The organism is Dyadobacter sp. CECT 9275 (assembly GCF_907164905.1).
Classification (GTDB): domain Bacteria; phylum Bacteroidota; class Bacteroidia; order Cytophagales; family Spirosomataceae; genus Dyadobacter; species Dyadobacter helix.
In genome coordinates this window covers 361,065-374,855 of the sequence record NZ_CAJRAF010000001.1, presented here as the reverse complement: position 1 = coordinate 374,855, position 13,791 = coordinate 361,065, and the positions used below count along the sequence as shown (strand labels likewise).

The window sequence follows — 13,791 nt, the reverse complement described above, 5'->3', positions numbered from 1 at the left end:
GCAAACAGGAATCAATGTACTGATTATCAGAATTTTAATAAATAATTAAAATTCTGAATCAAAAATAAAAAAGAGGGCATTTTAATATAAAATGCCCTCAGAAAGCCCAAAAAGGGGAATATTCTATTCTACCTCTTCCTGTACGTCTTCTATCTGGTATACCCTGTTCTTTAATTTCTCTGCCAGAGTAGTAAAAGCATCCAGGGTATACTCCACATCTTCAAGTGAATGAGCGGCCGTCGGGATGATTCTGAGCATGATCTGCCCCTTCGGAACCACTGGGTAAACAACAATGGAACAGAACACGCCCATATTTTCCCTGAGGTCACGTACCATGCGGGTAGCTTCGGGGATACCTCCTTCGCTGTGAAGAAAAACAGGCGTTACCGGTGACTCCGTTTCTCCTATATTGAACCCACGGGAACGGAGCCCGTCTTGCATAGCTTTCACATTCTCCCACAATTTGGATCTCAGCTCGGGCATGGACTTGATCATCTCAAGACGCTTGCGGCACCCTTCAACATAAGGCATTGGTAACGCTTTGGCGTATGTCTGAGAACGCATGTTATATTTCAGATACATGATAATCTCCGGATCATCGGATGCTATGAATGCACCAATGGCTGCCATCGATTTCGCAAAAGTGGAGAAGTACAGGTCAATTTCCTTTTGTACTCCGCAAAGTTCGCCGGCACCGGCGCCGGTTTCCCCCATGGTACCGAACCCATGTGCATCATCCACCATCAGACGGAACTGGTATTTCTTTTTCAATTCGGCTATTGCCTTCAGGTCTCCCACTTTTCCCGACATACCAAAAACGCCTTCGGTAATCACCAGAACCCCGCCGCCTTTTTCTTCTGCAAGCTTGGTAGCCCTGATCAGGTTTTTTTCAAGGCTAGCCATATCATTATGGTTAAACTTGTAGTATTGCCCCATTTTGGCTTTGTGCAAACGAATCCCGTCGATCAGGCAGGCATGTGATTCCGCATCATACACAATCACATCCCGGTGATCACAGATACACTCGATGGCAGACATAATGCCCTGATATCCGTAATTCAGGAGAAATGCATCTTTTTTCCCAACAAATTCAGCAAGTTCTTTCTCAAATGCCTCATGAAGCGTAGAATTTCCTGACATCATTCGGGCACCCATTGGATAAGCCAGCCCCCATTTGGCCGCGGCCTCAGCATCCACTTTACGTACCTCCGGATGATTGGCCAGCCCCAGATAGTTATTCAGGCTCCAGTTTAAAACCTCACGCCCCATAAATCTCATTTTCGGCCCAAGTTCTCCTTCGAGCATCGGAAATGAAAAATAATGATGGCTATTCAGCATTTTAGCAGGGGTACCGATCGGCCCAGAATTGTTGTGCAGTTTCTCAAAAATATCCACTCTCTTCTTATTTATGTGGGTAATCAAATCTTATAAATGTTAGATAAGTGCAAAATTAAAAAAAATAACCCAAGATTAATACTTACCTAACATGCAGCAACTTGTAAGTTAGGAAATTTATAAAATGTACTTTTACAATAAGTCCGTTTATTTAATGATTTTGATCAGTTCTGAATCCTTATGCCCGAAATAAAAAAAATTCTGATTGCCAACCGCGGTGAAATTGCCATGCGGATTATGAGGACAGCCCGGGAAATGAACATAAAAACCGTAGCTGTCTTCAGTGAGGCAGACAGAAAATCTCCCCATGTCCGATATGCAGACGAAGCCGTATGTATTGGCCCGCCACCCTCGGCGGAGTCTTATCTTAACGGAACGAGGATCATAGAGGCATGCCGGGCTCTTGGAGTAGATGCTATCCATCCGGGATACGGCTTTTTATCCGAAAATGCGGCCTTTGCCAAACAGGCAGAAGAAGCTGGCATTACTTTTATCGGCCCTTCGTCTTCTGCAATCGAGATCATGGGAAGCAAACTGGCTGCCAAGCAGGCTGCCGCCCGATACAACATCCCAATGGTACCCGGAACCTCCGAAGCCATTACGGACAGGGATCAGGCAAAGCAGATTGCAAAACAGATCGGCTATCCGGTATTGATCAAAGCAAGTGCCGGTGGCGGCGGAAAAGGGATGCGCGTGGTTGAAGACGAAACGGCATTTGATGAACAAATGGACAGGGCGGTCAGCGAGGCTCTCTCTTCCTTTGGTGACGGCTCCGTATTCATTGAAAAGTATATCACTTCCCCAAAACACATCGAGATCCAGATACTGGGCGATAAGCACGGCAATATCATTCATTTGTTCGAACGCGAATGCTCCATACAACGGCGGCACCAGAAGGTAATCGAAGAAGCTCCTTCCATTTCAATTGATGATAACATCCGCAATGAGATGGGGCGCTGTGCCGTAGATGTGGCGAGATCCTGCGGATATTATGGCGCGGGTACCGTGGAATTCATCCTGGATGAAAATAGGAATTTCTATTTCCTGGAAATGAATACGCGTTTACAGGTAGAACACCCGGTGACCGAACTCATTACCGGGGTAGACCTGGTCAAACAAATGATATTCATTGCCGAGGGACGGGAGTTGTCCATTCGGCAGCGAGATATCTTCATCAAAGGGCATGCCGTGGAATCAAGGATTTATGCCGAAGATCCGGAAAACAATTTTCTGCCCGGCGTAGGCACTTTGCAAACCTACAGAACTCCGAAGGGTAATGGGATACGGGTGGACGACGGCTTTGAACAAGGCATGGAAATTCCTCTCTATTACGACCCCATGATTTCCAAGCTGATCACCTACGGGGAAAACCGCAAGGAGGCTATCCACAAAATGGTGAGGGCCATTGAAGAGTATCACATCAGCGGGGTAAAAACAACGTTGGGTTTCTGCAGGTTTGTCATGTGTCATGAGGAATTTATCAGCGGACGTTTTGATACGAATTTTGTAGGTACTTATTTTAAACCTGCCTTGCTCAGCCAGATTCCGACACAGGAAGAACTGGCCCTGGCAGCACTGATTACCTCCGAGGCACTGACAAAATCAGCTACTCATACCGTACCTGACGGCACCGGCCGGGAGGCAAACCAGTCCAAATGGAAACAGCGGCGCCACTGACTCGAAAGCCCTGTGATTTATTGGATTTTTACAAAAAAAACACTACTTTTGCGGTCTTAATTTTTTATAATGACTGAATTGTGAATTTTCTTCCATTCAGGCATTATTGAGTCAGTAACAGAACCGGGTATTCTCCTTTTGACTATGCAGGTGATAACTTTTTTTCAGGAAATCACGAGAAGTAATTCAAAGCTAAAAGACAAGTCCTTATCTGCCTGACCGACTATCGATATACACTGAAAAACCAGCTATGAAGCTATCCGAATTTAAATTTGATCTCCCCCAAAGCCTGATTGCCCTTCATCCATCAGACCGTGGCGAGTCCCGTCTGATGGTGGTTCACCGGAAAACAGGCGAAATAGAACATAAATCATTCTCAGACCTTATTAACTATTTCGACGACGGCGACGTAATGGCGATCAATGATACCAAAGTTTTTCCGGCGCGGCTGTATGGTCAGAAAGAAAAAACAGGTGCTAAAATCGAAGTATTTCTTTTAAGAGAACTAAACCGTGAAATGCGGTTATGGGATGTACTGGTTGATCCGGCACGCAAGATCCGGGTAGGGAACAAACTGTATTTCGGGGATAGCGATCTGGTAGCTGAGGTAATTGATAATACTACGTCTCGCGGCCGTACCATAAGGTTTCTATACGACGGCGACAATGATGCATTCATGAAACTGGTGGATGAATTGGGAGAAACACCACTTCCCCCTGAAATTATTACCCGCCGGAAAGTGGAAAGCTCCGACAGAGAGCGTTTCCAGACGATCTTTGCTGAGCATATCGGAGCGGTGGCAGCGCCTACCGCCGGGCTCCACTTTACGAAAGCAATGATGAAACGGCTCGAAATTAAAGGCGTGGATTTTGCGCCCATTACCCTGCACGTAGGGCTCGGAACATTCCGTAATGTGGATGTGGAAGATCTGACCAAACACAAAACCGATTCGGAAAATTACAGGATCACCCAGGCAAGCGCAGATGTGATCAACAAGGCAATTGATGCAAAAAAACGTGTATGCGCAGTAGGTACCACTTCGCTAAAGGCGATCGAATCATCCGTATCGGCGAGCGGGCATCTGAAAGCCGTGGAAGGATGGACAGATAAGTTTGTCTTTCCTCCTTACGACTTTAAAATTGCCAATGCAATGATATCTAATTTTCAGCTGCCTGAGTCGATCCTTCTGATGTCGGCCTGTGCATTTGGAGGTTATGATCTGATCATGAAAGCCTATGAAATTGCCATCAAAGAGAAGTACAAGTTTTTTACTTACGGTGATGCAATGCTGATCATCTGATAATAAGATTAAAAATTATAAATTGTCATTTATGGTGGTGGGTTAATCTCCCCTTCTGTGAATGACATTTTTTATTGAATGCGCGCCATATGCAGGAATATGCCATCATTGTAGCCGGAGGCTCCGGCAGCCGGATGAAAAGTGACATCCCGAAACAATTTCTGGAAGTGAACGGGCTTCCCATCCTGTTTTATACCCTGCGGGCCTTTCGGCATTATTCCGAAGAACTGCATATTATCCTGGTATTACCTGCCGGGCAATTCCCGCTTTGGCAGGAACTTTGCACCAAACACCAGCTAAATATTGATTACCAGCTCATTGCCGGAGGAGAAACCAGGTTCCATTCTGTCCGGAACGGCCTGCATGCAATTAAAGGTCAGGACGGTATTGTGGCCGTGCACGACGGCGTGCGGCCTGTCATTTCCAGCGATATTATTTCATCCGGCTTTAAAAAAGCGGCGCAAAGTGGTACAGCAGTAACAAGCGTTGATTTAAAGGATTCGATACGGATCGTGAATAAAGATAACACCAATACAGCCCAGGACAGGAGTATCTTCCGGTTGATCCAGACACCACAGACATTCAGGCTCGATTGGATGCGTGAGGCATTTTCTGCACCCTATCAACCGCAGTTTACCGATTGCGCCAGCGTTCTTGAGGCTGCCGGTTATCACATTCATCTGATCGACGGTAGTTATGAAAACATCAAAGTTACTACGCCGGAGGATCTGCAATGGGCCGGGATATACCTGGGGGCTGACCAAATTGGAGTAAAGAATAAGGTTTGATTTTTGGCAACTATCATTTCGGACGGGCTTATGACCTCCCGGGACTTCATTCATCCTCACGATTTCCGGTTTCATTTCCAAAAAGTACAGGGTCTTTTGGATCCTCCTGTTAACGGATATTTCTCCTGATCCTGCTGAGGGAAGATGGTGTAATTCCCAGGTATGAAGCCAAATAGGAAAGCGGGATGCGGTGAGCCAGCCCGGGAAATTTTTCTAGGAAGGACAGGTAGCGCGCCTTTGCGTCTTCTGACATCATCGGACTGATTTTGTTCACTTTGTCGGCAAGGCCCTTGGCGGTAATCTTAGCGACAATGCTGTCCCATTCAATGATCGTCATGGATAACTCTCTCATTGCACTTTTAGACAAAACATAGTACGAACAGTCGGTAATCGCCTGTATGTATTCGGTTGAAGGGATTTCCTGATTGTAGCTGTTGATGTCGGCCAGAAAATGATTTTCCTCTATAAAATATTTCGTGATCTCATCGCCCTTGTTGTTGTAATAACAAATTCTCATGATCCCTTCCGTCAAAAAGATGATTTCACGAGGTATTTTCCCTGCTTCCTGAAAATACTCATCCTTTTTAATCTCCTTAAAAACGAGCTTGTTTTTGATCAGCTCAATTTGGATCGTATTCAAATTGCCAAATTGCAACAAATAATGAATGAGTGCTTCCATGGTACGTATTCCATTGGGGTTATTTGATTTGACTCATTACCATTTTGTCAAATTGTTTATCTGACAGAATTTTCCTGAAAAATAACATCAATTTTGCCCCGGAAGCGCCGACATATCTTGTTTTGGGATTTTTTGCTTCAATTCCCTTCTTGATCAGTTTGGCAATGACGATCGGTTCCGCAGCGTCTTTGGCAATACCTGCATACATCTTGTCAACGCCCTTCGCCAGCGCACCGTAGGGTGAATTTCCTGAGACCGCCATCATATACGCTCCTCCCAGCCCGGTCATTTCCGATTTTGTGCCTCCCGGCTCTATGACAACCACGTCGATCCCGAAAGATTTTACCTCTTTCCGGAGTGCATCACTCAAACCCTCAATGGCAAATTTACTCGCGTGATACCAGCTGCCCATTGGCAATGTTACCTTCCCGCCCACAGACGAAATATTGACGATTTTCCCGAAGTGATTTTTCCTCATGGACGGCAACGCCAACTGAATCAGCCGAGCCACACCGAAAACATTTACTTCCATCTGATATTTTGCGTCGGCTATAGGCATATCCTCCAATGATCCATAGTAGCCCGAACCCGCATTGTTGATCAAAATATCGATGCGCCCGGCCTCCCTCAAAATCTGATCGATACAGGCAACCCGACTTTCCTCACTGCTGACATCCAAACAAACCGGTTTTACCCCCAAACCCTTCAAATCCTCCATTTTTTCTAATCTGCGCGCCCCTCCATACACCTTGTAGCCATTTTGCGCCAAATATATCGCCGTTGCCTTTCCAATTCCCGTCGAGGCTCCTGTAACCAATACTATCTTTTCCATCTTTCTGTTTTTTGATGTTCAACAGGGCAAAGATGACCAGAATCAGAAAGGAATTTCTTGCCATTTGGCAAAAAGAGACTTGGTATATTATCGTGGTGATCAACAGGAAAGCAGAGGGATTATACAAGCGTACTTTCAGGAAAAATGATGTACTGATCAGCATTTTTCCCTTTACCCGATTCAATAAATGGCAGACTGACGGAATTGAGGCGACTGTTCACAAGTTGGGAAAATACCTGAATAAAAATGTTGTGATACAGTAATCACTTAAGCCATTTATCAAACCAGTTAAAGGCATCGGCCTGCATCTGCGTATCAAATTTATGTTCGCCGTCGTAGAACTTTGCCAGATACTTATCTGATGCCCCGGCTTTCTTATACACTTCGCCTAAAACCACGTCGGCCCTTTTCATCTCCGACAGGGTATACAGCTCATCCTGATTATTATTCTGAACCAGTGTTGGCAGCGGTACCCTCAGTCCAAGTATTTCCGGAAAATCCAGATATTGGGGTAGCAAGGGCGTGTAAGTCATCCAGGTATGCGTAAAAGATTTGGTCAGAATTAAGTCCGCCCAGGTAGTCATAAAACCCACGCAAACTGCGCACTTGATCCTTGGATCCAACCCGCCCAGATAAACCGTCCGCAATCCGCCACCCGACAACCCACCACAGCCGATGCGCTCAGGATCAATATCCTTACGACTTGCCAGAATATCCAGAGCAGTCTGATCTTCCGACAAAAAAACACCCGGCCAAGTGGTTCCCGCACAGAATAATGACTTGGACATCACATGCTCATGCGCCCCAGACCAGCGATTATAGATTTCTACATGCTCGCTATCTTCGGGATTTTCATCTGTTTTATTTGTCACATTTAGTTCTCCCCAATCCAGGCCATGCACATCTTCATAGTAAACCCGACGGCTTCCAAACGTGAAGGTATCATGCACCAGAACAGCATACCCCCTTTTCGCGACTTCATTGGCCCAAGCCTTTCCGCCGTAATCAGTTGCCTGATGGTCCTTCAGCAAAGGATGCTGTTCGTCCGAAGTCTTTACGATTTTTCTGTACCCGAAATATTTTTTACCTCCATGGTCATGCAGGGCGAGTATGGCGGGCAAAGGTTTGGTAGCACCCTGCGGTTTTAATAAAACCGCCCTCGTGGCTCTTCCATAAGGTAGTTGCCACCAAAGCTCTTCAATTTCCAGGCCATCATAAATATATTTTTTCTCTAGATTTACCTGGGGAAGCCCCCCCCTTTCGGGGCTTGCAATCAGCTCCTTGGCCTTAGCGAGCGCTTCATTATGCCAGCCTTTGATATCTTTCCACTTAGGGTTTCGGTAAGATAACGAAGGAACTGGTTTTAACAGGGAAGCCGCCCAGGCTCCGTATCCGCCAATAATGCTTTTTTGCGCTGCCATAGACCCGTCGCTGGAAAATGTTGGTTCCGAAGAAATGATATCCGGCATTAAATCTTCATTCATCAAAAATGGGATCGCAGCAGCAAAAGAAGTTTTAAAAAAATCTCTCCTGCCATTATCCCAAGGATTTCCGGAAGTCATATCCTGTTATATTTATACTTTAACAAAAATCTTATTCCGATAGAGAAAATACAAAACCAGCCAAACCAGGACAAAACCGCCCAAGGCGTTGTATACCTCATGCCAGGGTTCGGGGGCGTATTTATAAATGCCTTCAAAAAGTAACCGGGAGGATGCATTAAAATCAACAAAACGTACTGCCAGATAAATGACCAGTGAATTCATACCGATAACCCGGAAGAAAAACGACCATTTTTTATACCCCTTTACATCAATGATCCAGTAGAACAGCGAAAGTGCGATAAATGCCATTCCCGACGTGAGCATGATGAATGAGCTGGACCAGAGATGTTTGTTGATTGGAAAAACAATATTCCAGATCAGCCCCACTGCTATTCCGATGATTCCCATCAAAACCATTTCCTGAATTTTCTTACCCGGAGTTTTAATCGAGAGCAAGATATCTCCTGCAAGTGAACCAAAAATGGTGAGGCAAATGGCGGGGAACTGCGTAAGCAACGCAAGTTCATCATAAGTGGTTTGCTTTAATCTGCCGGGCATAAAATTCCTGTCAAACCATCCCACCAGATTTCCCTCAAAAGACAGATCACCGGCTCCGAAGCCCGGAACAGGGATCAGTATTAGTGCCAGGTAATACAGCACAAGCGTTCCCAGACCGATGTATAATCTTTGGCTACGCGAAAAATTCATATACAGCATTGCTACCACAAAAGTGGCCAGACCAATGCGCCCCAGCACACTGCCATAGCGGATATGTGCGGGATCAAAAATGTCCATAGGAGCATTTTTATCAAGTATACCAAGGAAAATGAGGATGAGCATGCGCTTAAAAACCTTATTCCTCAGCTCTGCTTTATTGGCTCCTTTGGAAAGGGCGCCCGTCAGGCTGAATGCCAAAGATGTTCCTGCCAGAAACAGAAATAGCGGAAAAATAAAATCATAAAGGGTAAATCCATTCCAATCTGGATGAACAAACTGAGCGGAAACCGCGTCAATAAAAGATATACCCGTCTTGCCTCCCAACAGATAAATGAACGCACCTCCGCCGGAGATCATCAGCATATCCAATCCGCGAAGGGCATCCATGGAAGCAAGCCGCCCGAGCGAACGGGTCGGTTTTTCTTCCTTCTCAATTGAAACCGAAGTTGCTTCCATCATATCAGTTAGCGTTTTTAATTAAAATGATCGACTGGTCCATATTTACCCACTATACTTTCTAAATATCTGACCATACCATTGCGGCGCATTATTTTATTTCAGACATGTCTTCCTGCAGCATGGACGCCGAGCTTTTATCCAGGAAGAAAGTACAGCTGGCATGCAGCTGCAGAATACTCGCAGGATAAAGATTACTTACTTCCTTTTCGAGGCTATTTTTTACCGCAATAGCTTTTCTTTCATCAGGTACTGAGCAGATAATATGTTTTGATTTCATGATCTGCCTCACCGACATACTGATAGCCTGCAAGGGTACTTCCTCAAGAGAACCAAACCATCCCTCGCCCATCTGCTGACGACGGCAAGGCTCATCCAGATTGACAATCAGATAGGGCTCTTCCGTATCAAAATCAGCCGGAGGGTCATTGAAAGCCAGGTGCCCGTTTTCTCCGATACCGACCAGCGCTACATCAATAGGGTGCTGGCTGATGATCTCGCCGAGTTTTGCCACCTCTTGCTCAACATCGGTTTCTCCGTTGATCAGGTAACTTGCTGCAAGAGAAGGAACTTTGGCTAAAAACCGTTCATTCAGGTATTTTCTGAAACTGGCAGGATGTGTTACCGGCATACCGATGTACTCATCCAGGTGGAACATGGTTACCTTCGACCAATCGATACCGGTATCCTCAATTAATTGATTCAATGTTTCAAACTGACTTGTTCCCGTTGCCAGAATGATATTAGCATGGCCCTTCTCAGCAATTATATCACGGATTAACTCTCCCGCATATAATCCGGCTTCCTTTCCTAACGCCTGCTTATCCTTAGAAATGATCACTTTCATCAATCTTTATTTAATATATTATTTGAAGTAAACTATTTACAAGCTGGTAATTATGACCTTACTCCGGTATTTCCGCCTTCTTTCAGCGTAATGTCAACCGGCTTATTGGTTTTCCATGCTCCGGAGGTGAAATCGGGTATATCAATTGAATTGGACCGATGCGATACCGACCATTCACTTAAAGGTGAAATAACACTCCATGAAGCGGCATCATACACATCCTGATCTAGCGGAAGACCGTTACGCAGACAGTCGATCAAGCGCCAGTCCATCAGAAAATCCATTCCTCCATGGCCGCCGACTTTTTTCGCCAGTTCCCCTATTCTTTTCACGATTTCGGGCTGATATTTTTGCTCCAGCTCCTGGAATTCGCTGTCGCTCAGCCATTCATGCCCCTTCGAAATTCTTCCGCGCTGTTTGCTCTCGGGTAAGGGATACTTCTGGGCAGAACCTTTGGTACCGCTGATCAGGTGAAGGCGCGAGTATACCCGGGGAGAGGTAACGTCATGCTGAAGCATGATGGTTTTTCCCTTAGCGGTTCGGACAGTAGTGGTGTTCATATTGCCCCTGAATTTTTTACCGGCAAATGGTTTGAAAACAGGATCTTCACCGGCGAGTTGCTGCGCACGCGGCCCGAGCATAAAATCGTTGCTAGCCATACTGACTAGATAGTCCATCTTATCACCCCGGTTGATATCCAGTACCTGTGCCACAGGACCAAGACCATGGGTTGGATATAAATTCCCGTTTCTCTGGTTTTCTTTCAGACGCCAAAGATCGTAACGCTTGCTCTTATCAAAAAGAGAATCGTAAATATCGTGGATATACGCTCCCTCTGCATGAATGATCTCTCCGAAATACCCTTGGCGGGCCATATTCAAGGTCAGCAGTTCAAAGAAATCATAACAGCAGTTTTCAAGCATCATACAGTGCTTTTTAGTACGTTCGGATGTCTCTACCAGCTTCCAGCAGTCTTCAACGGTGGTGGCAGCGGGTATCTCTACCGCTACGTGTTTGCCGTGTTCCATAGCATACAAAGCCATTGGCGCATGCAGACTCCAGGGCGTACAGATATAGATCAGATCAATATCGTCTCTCTCACATAATTTTTTCCAGGCATCAGCCGACCCGGAATAGACCACAGGATTATGCCCGCTCCCTTCAAAGGTTTTTTTTGCCTCCGCCGCTTTTTCCGTCCTTATATCACAAATGGCTTTCACCTGCACATTTTCCAGATGGACGATCCGTTTAATCGCTCCGCCCCCCCTGTTTCCTAAACCGATATACGCTATACGTACATTGTCCATTTTGGGTGCAGCATATCCGCACATGTTAAATTTCTGCGCATAGGAACTAGTACTGGCTTTCATGCCATAACTTTCGGAGAGTCCGCTTCCTACCAGGCCGATTCCACCCAGGCCTGTCAATTTCAAAAAGTCTCTTTTTTTCATAGATATTTATCTAAAATCAGCATAAGCGTTTGATTTAAAATCCTTTATATATCCGGAATATTCCTGCCGGTATTGAAGTAACTCCTTCTCACTTGTCTTCCGTCCCGACATCGATCTGGAGTCAGAAAAGCTGACCTTTGTATTGGAAAGAGCTGTGAGTAACGACACATCTCCCCACTTCAAAAATCCCGGAATATGAATAGCCATGCTGTAATAATCAATCGTTTCCCGTTGATCAAACACATAACTTACAGGGGTCGCCTTTAAGTCGATACGCTCTATTTTTCCTTCGAGAGAAGCATAGATTAAAGCCGCTACACCAGCTTCCTTTTCAGCTACTACTGATACGACGATCCCTTTGTTCTGCGATCTCACATATTTTACAGCAATTGCAAGATCTTTAACCCATTCGGCCATTACGGTACTTCCGAGCCACAAGGAAGCTCTCGACAAAGTGTGAAAAGCAACGAGTCCTTTGTCAAACGTTGCAGCCGACTGCGATGCTACCTCTCCCGTTCCCCACAAATCCAGAACCAGAACACCCTTACCTGCCAAAAGCAGGTTTTCGTAAGTATCCGCTGTTATTAATTCTTTTCCCTTCGGATTCAGCACGACTGACACTTCAGATACTCCCTTCCCTGGTGCGTGGTAAAGAACAGGAATCAACCGGTTATCAGATGTTTCCAGCACCACACGTTCCCAGCCCTTCACGGTTTCTATCGTGTTTGCTTCTTTCACATCGGGAAGTTCACCCAGCTTTATCAATTGTCTTAGTTCCGATCTCTTTTTATCTGCATTCGCCTCAACTGTCGCGCTTTTTAAAACCGCTCCCGTATTTCTGCAGTGCTCGGCTATCCCCATCACATTTTTTACTCTCTGCCCTTTGGGATAAACCATCAACGACCAATCCGGTTGCAGATCAAATGGTATTTCTTTTTTGGGCATTCCCGAACCCTTACCGGCAAGTTCCAGATCAAACCAGCCGACCATGGTTTCCCGCATGTCAGGCCAGTAGCCATGCCCAGTATTAAAAAGCTGATAGCTCAGCTTATCATAAGCATTGTGAAGTGCAAAAACCGGTTTTACATTTTCATAACTTCTGAGCATTTCAGCAGGCATGAAAGTGGGATTGGAGTCGTGCAGGGCGTTACAAATTTTAAGAGCCCGTGGTGCAATAAGTCCCAAAATACCAGCTTCCTCAGTAAATGTCAGACCCTCCGGCAATAACTCGCATACACAGTTGCTGCGCATGATATAGGATTCGAAAGTACCAACGCTTACAACCGGCATAGCCGCTTTAATACGCTGGTCGATTGCCGCCAGCCACATCGTCTGATTTCCTCCCCCGCTGGCGCCGGTAGCTCCGATTTTTTCTGGATTTACATAAGGCAATGAGGTCAATAAATCAACTCCACGGATATTATCAGATAGCTGGGCTCCTAGTAAAGTTTCTCCGATATTCAGCAGCGATGCACCCAGATTAGCGCCATGATATTCCTGCACGCCGTGTTCGGTGGTGCGCTCACCAGCGCCCCAGGCATCCACAACCAGGCAAACATAACCGTTTAAAGCCAGAGTATGCCCCAGGGCTTGTACAACAGGGTTTGTCTTACCATCCGCCCAGTGCCCATGCATGGCAATAACTGCCGGAAATTTCCCCTTGCCGTCCGGAACATATAAATTCGCGGTAGTATATATTCCCTCTCTGGCCTGAAAGGTTACATTTTTAATTGTATACCCAGATAATTGCCTGCTTCCCGTTTCCTGATAATGCAGCGGCAGATCCGGGGTTATCACCACACCCGACTTCAAAATAACCTTTTCCCTCACCTTTTTCAGGTAAGCTTTCAGCTCGTCAGGCGTTTGCGGTAACATACATTTCTGGTACTGTACCGAAGCTTTGTACCTTAAGGCCTTTTCTGTTAAATCAACCTTTTCAGCATTAAAAACACCGGGTAAGCTATCAGGAACCGTAATAAAACAGCAGAATGCATGAACAGAACCTGACAGAAACAATACCAGTATGATAAAAGTCCGTTTTATTTTTAGAAGAGAAGGTATCATATTTGAGTTCTGAACGGATTGGTCCGGCAAAATAATCTTAT

Annotated in this window: 12 protein-coding genes; 4 read left to right on the top strand and 8 right to left on the bottom strand. The window is 45.6% G+C overall.

The genetic code is table 11. The features are described 5' to 3' along the window. Positions 1-123: 123 nt before the first annotated feature. A complete protein-coding gene (locus KOE27_RS01500) occupies positions 124-1,395 on the bottom strand; it encodes an aminotransferase class I/II-fold pyridoxal phosphate-dependent enzyme (RefSeq protein ID WP_215238320.1) in 1,272 nt (423 codons plus the stop codon). 180 nt (positions 1,396-1,575) lie between these two features. Between KOE27_RS01500 and KOE27_RS01495 the strand changes: the two genes are divergently transcribed. The 3 genes from KOE27_RS01495 (at position 1,576) to KOE27_RS01485 (ending at position 5,160) form a co-directional block, all read left to right on the top strand. After that, entirely contained in the window at positions 1,576-3,072 is a 1,497-nt protein-coding gene (locus KOE27_RS01495) for an acetyl-CoA carboxylase biotin carboxylase subunit (RefSeq protein WP_215237100.1), read from the top strand. 250 nt (positions 3,073-3,322) lie between these two features. Continuing rightward, entirely contained in the window at positions 3,323-4,372 is a 1,050-nt protein-coding gene (gene queA, locus KOE27_RS01490; protein WP_215237099.1) for a tRNA preQ1(34) S-adenosylmethionine ribosyltransferase-isomerase QueA, read from the top strand. Between the two features lie 89 nt (positions 4,373-4,461). Beyond that, positions 4,462-5,160 carry a 2-C-methyl-D-erythritol 4-phosphate cytidylyltransferase gene (locus tag KOE27_RS01485; RefSeq protein ID WP_215237098.1) on the top strand — a complete coding sequence of 233 codons (699 nt, stop codon included), beginning with the start codon at positions 4,462-4,464 and terminating at the stop codon, positions 5,158-5,160. Positions 5,161-5,269: 109 nt separating this feature from the next. Here the strand turns inward: KOE27_RS01485 and KOE27_RS01480 are convergent, their stop codons facing one another. Both KOE27_RS01480 and KOE27_RS01475 read right to left on the bottom strand, forming a co-directional pair. Then, positions 5,270-5,839 (bottom strand): Crp/Fnr family transcriptional regulator, encoded by a 570-nt coding sequence (locus KOE27_RS01480; protein WP_215237097.1) that lies wholly within the window; start codon positions 5,837-5,839, stop codon positions 5,270-5,272. Positions 5,840-5,858: 19 nt separating this feature from the next. Then, positions 5,859-6,671, bottom strand: a complete 813-nt coding sequence (locus tag KOE27_RS01475) for an oxidoreductase (protein ID WP_215237096.1) — start codon at positions 6,669-6,671, stop codon at positions 5,859-5,861. A 32-nt stretch (positions 6,672-6,703) separates the two neighbouring features. Here KOE27_RS01475 and KOE27_RS01470 point away from each other — a divergent pair, with 32 nt between their 5' ends. Next, positions 6,704-6,934, top strand: a complete 231-nt coding sequence (locus tag KOE27_RS01470) for a hypothetical protein (protein WP_215237095.1) — start codon at positions 6,704-6,706, stop codon at positions 6,932-6,934. On the opposite strand, the gene KOE27_RS01465 is transcribed toward KOE27_RS01470, so the two are convergent. From KOE27_RS01465 to KOE27_RS01445, 5 genes are all read right to left on the bottom strand, one after another. Then, positions 6,935-8,233 (bottom strand): alpha/beta hydrolase family protein, encoded by a 1,299-nt coding sequence (locus KOE27_RS01465; protein ID WP_215237094.1) that lies wholly within the window; start codon positions 8,231-8,233, stop codon positions 6,935-6,937. A 12-nt stretch (positions 8,234-8,245) separates the two neighbouring features. Then, complete coding sequence (locus KOE27_RS01460) at positions 8,246-9,391, bottom strand: acyltransferase family protein (protein WP_229252583.1); 1,146 nt, start codon at positions 9,389-9,391, stop codon at positions 8,246-8,248. Between the two features lie 88 nt (positions 9,392-9,479). Beyond that, the gene (locus KOE27_RS01455; RefSeq protein WP_215237093.1) at positions 9,480-10,235 is read right to left on the bottom strand and encodes a glucosamine-6-phosphate deaminase; all 756 of its coding nucleotides are present in this window, start codon (positions 10,233-10,235) and stop codon (positions 9,480-9,482) included. 50 nt (positions 10,236-10,285) lie between these two features. Further along, complete coding sequence (locus KOE27_RS01450) at positions 10,286-11,692, bottom strand: Gfo/Idh/MocA family protein (RefSeq protein ID WP_406566846.1); 1,407 nt, start codon at positions 11,690-11,692, stop codon at positions 10,286-10,288. After that, positions 11,693-13,750, bottom strand: a complete 2,058-nt coding sequence (locus tag KOE27_RS01445) for a dienelactone hydrolase family protein (protein WP_215237091.1) — start codon at positions 13,748-13,750, stop codon at positions 11,693-11,695. Positions 13,751-13,791 lie beyond the last annotated feature (41 nt).

Coding starts and splice junctions, on each gene's coding strand:
- KOE27_RS01475 (WP_215237096.1), bottom strand. CDS start 6,671: ATGGAAAAGATAGTATTGGTTACAGGAGCCTCGACGGGAATTGGAAAG.
- queA (WP_215237099.1), top strand. CDS start 3,323: ATGAAGCTATCCGAATTTAAATTTGATCTCCCCCAAAGCCTGATTGCC.
- KOE27_RS01480 (WP_215237097.1), bottom strand. CDS start 5,839: ATGGAAGCACTCATTCATTATTTGTTGCAATTTGGCAATTTGAATACG.
- KOE27_RS01445 (WP_215237091.1), bottom strand. CDS start 13,750: ATGATACCTTCTCTTCTAAAAATAAAACGGACTTTTATCATACTGGTA.
- KOE27_RS01465 (WP_215237094.1), bottom strand. CDS start 8,233: ATGACTTCCGGAAATCCTTGGGATAATGGCAGGAGAGATTTTTTTAAA.
- KOE27_RS01485 (WP_215237098.1), top strand. CDS start 4,462: ATGCAGGAATATGCCATCATTGTAGCCGGAGGCTCCGGCAGCCGGATG.
- KOE27_RS01460 (WP_229252583.1), bottom strand. CDS start 9,391: ATGATGGAAGCAACTTCGGTTTCAATTGAGAAGGAAGAAAAACCGACC.
- KOE27_RS01455 (WP_215237093.1), bottom strand. CDS start 10,235: ATGAAAGTGATCATTTCTAAGGATAAGCAGGCGTTAGGAAAGGAAGCC.
- KOE27_RS01495 (WP_215237100.1), top strand. CDS start 1,576: ATGCCCGAAATAAAAAAAATTCTGATTGCCAACCGCGGTGAAATTGCC.
- KOE27_RS01470 (WP_215237095.1), top strand. CDS start 6,704: ATGACCAGAATCAGAAAGGAATTTCTTGCCATTTGGCAAAAAGAGACT.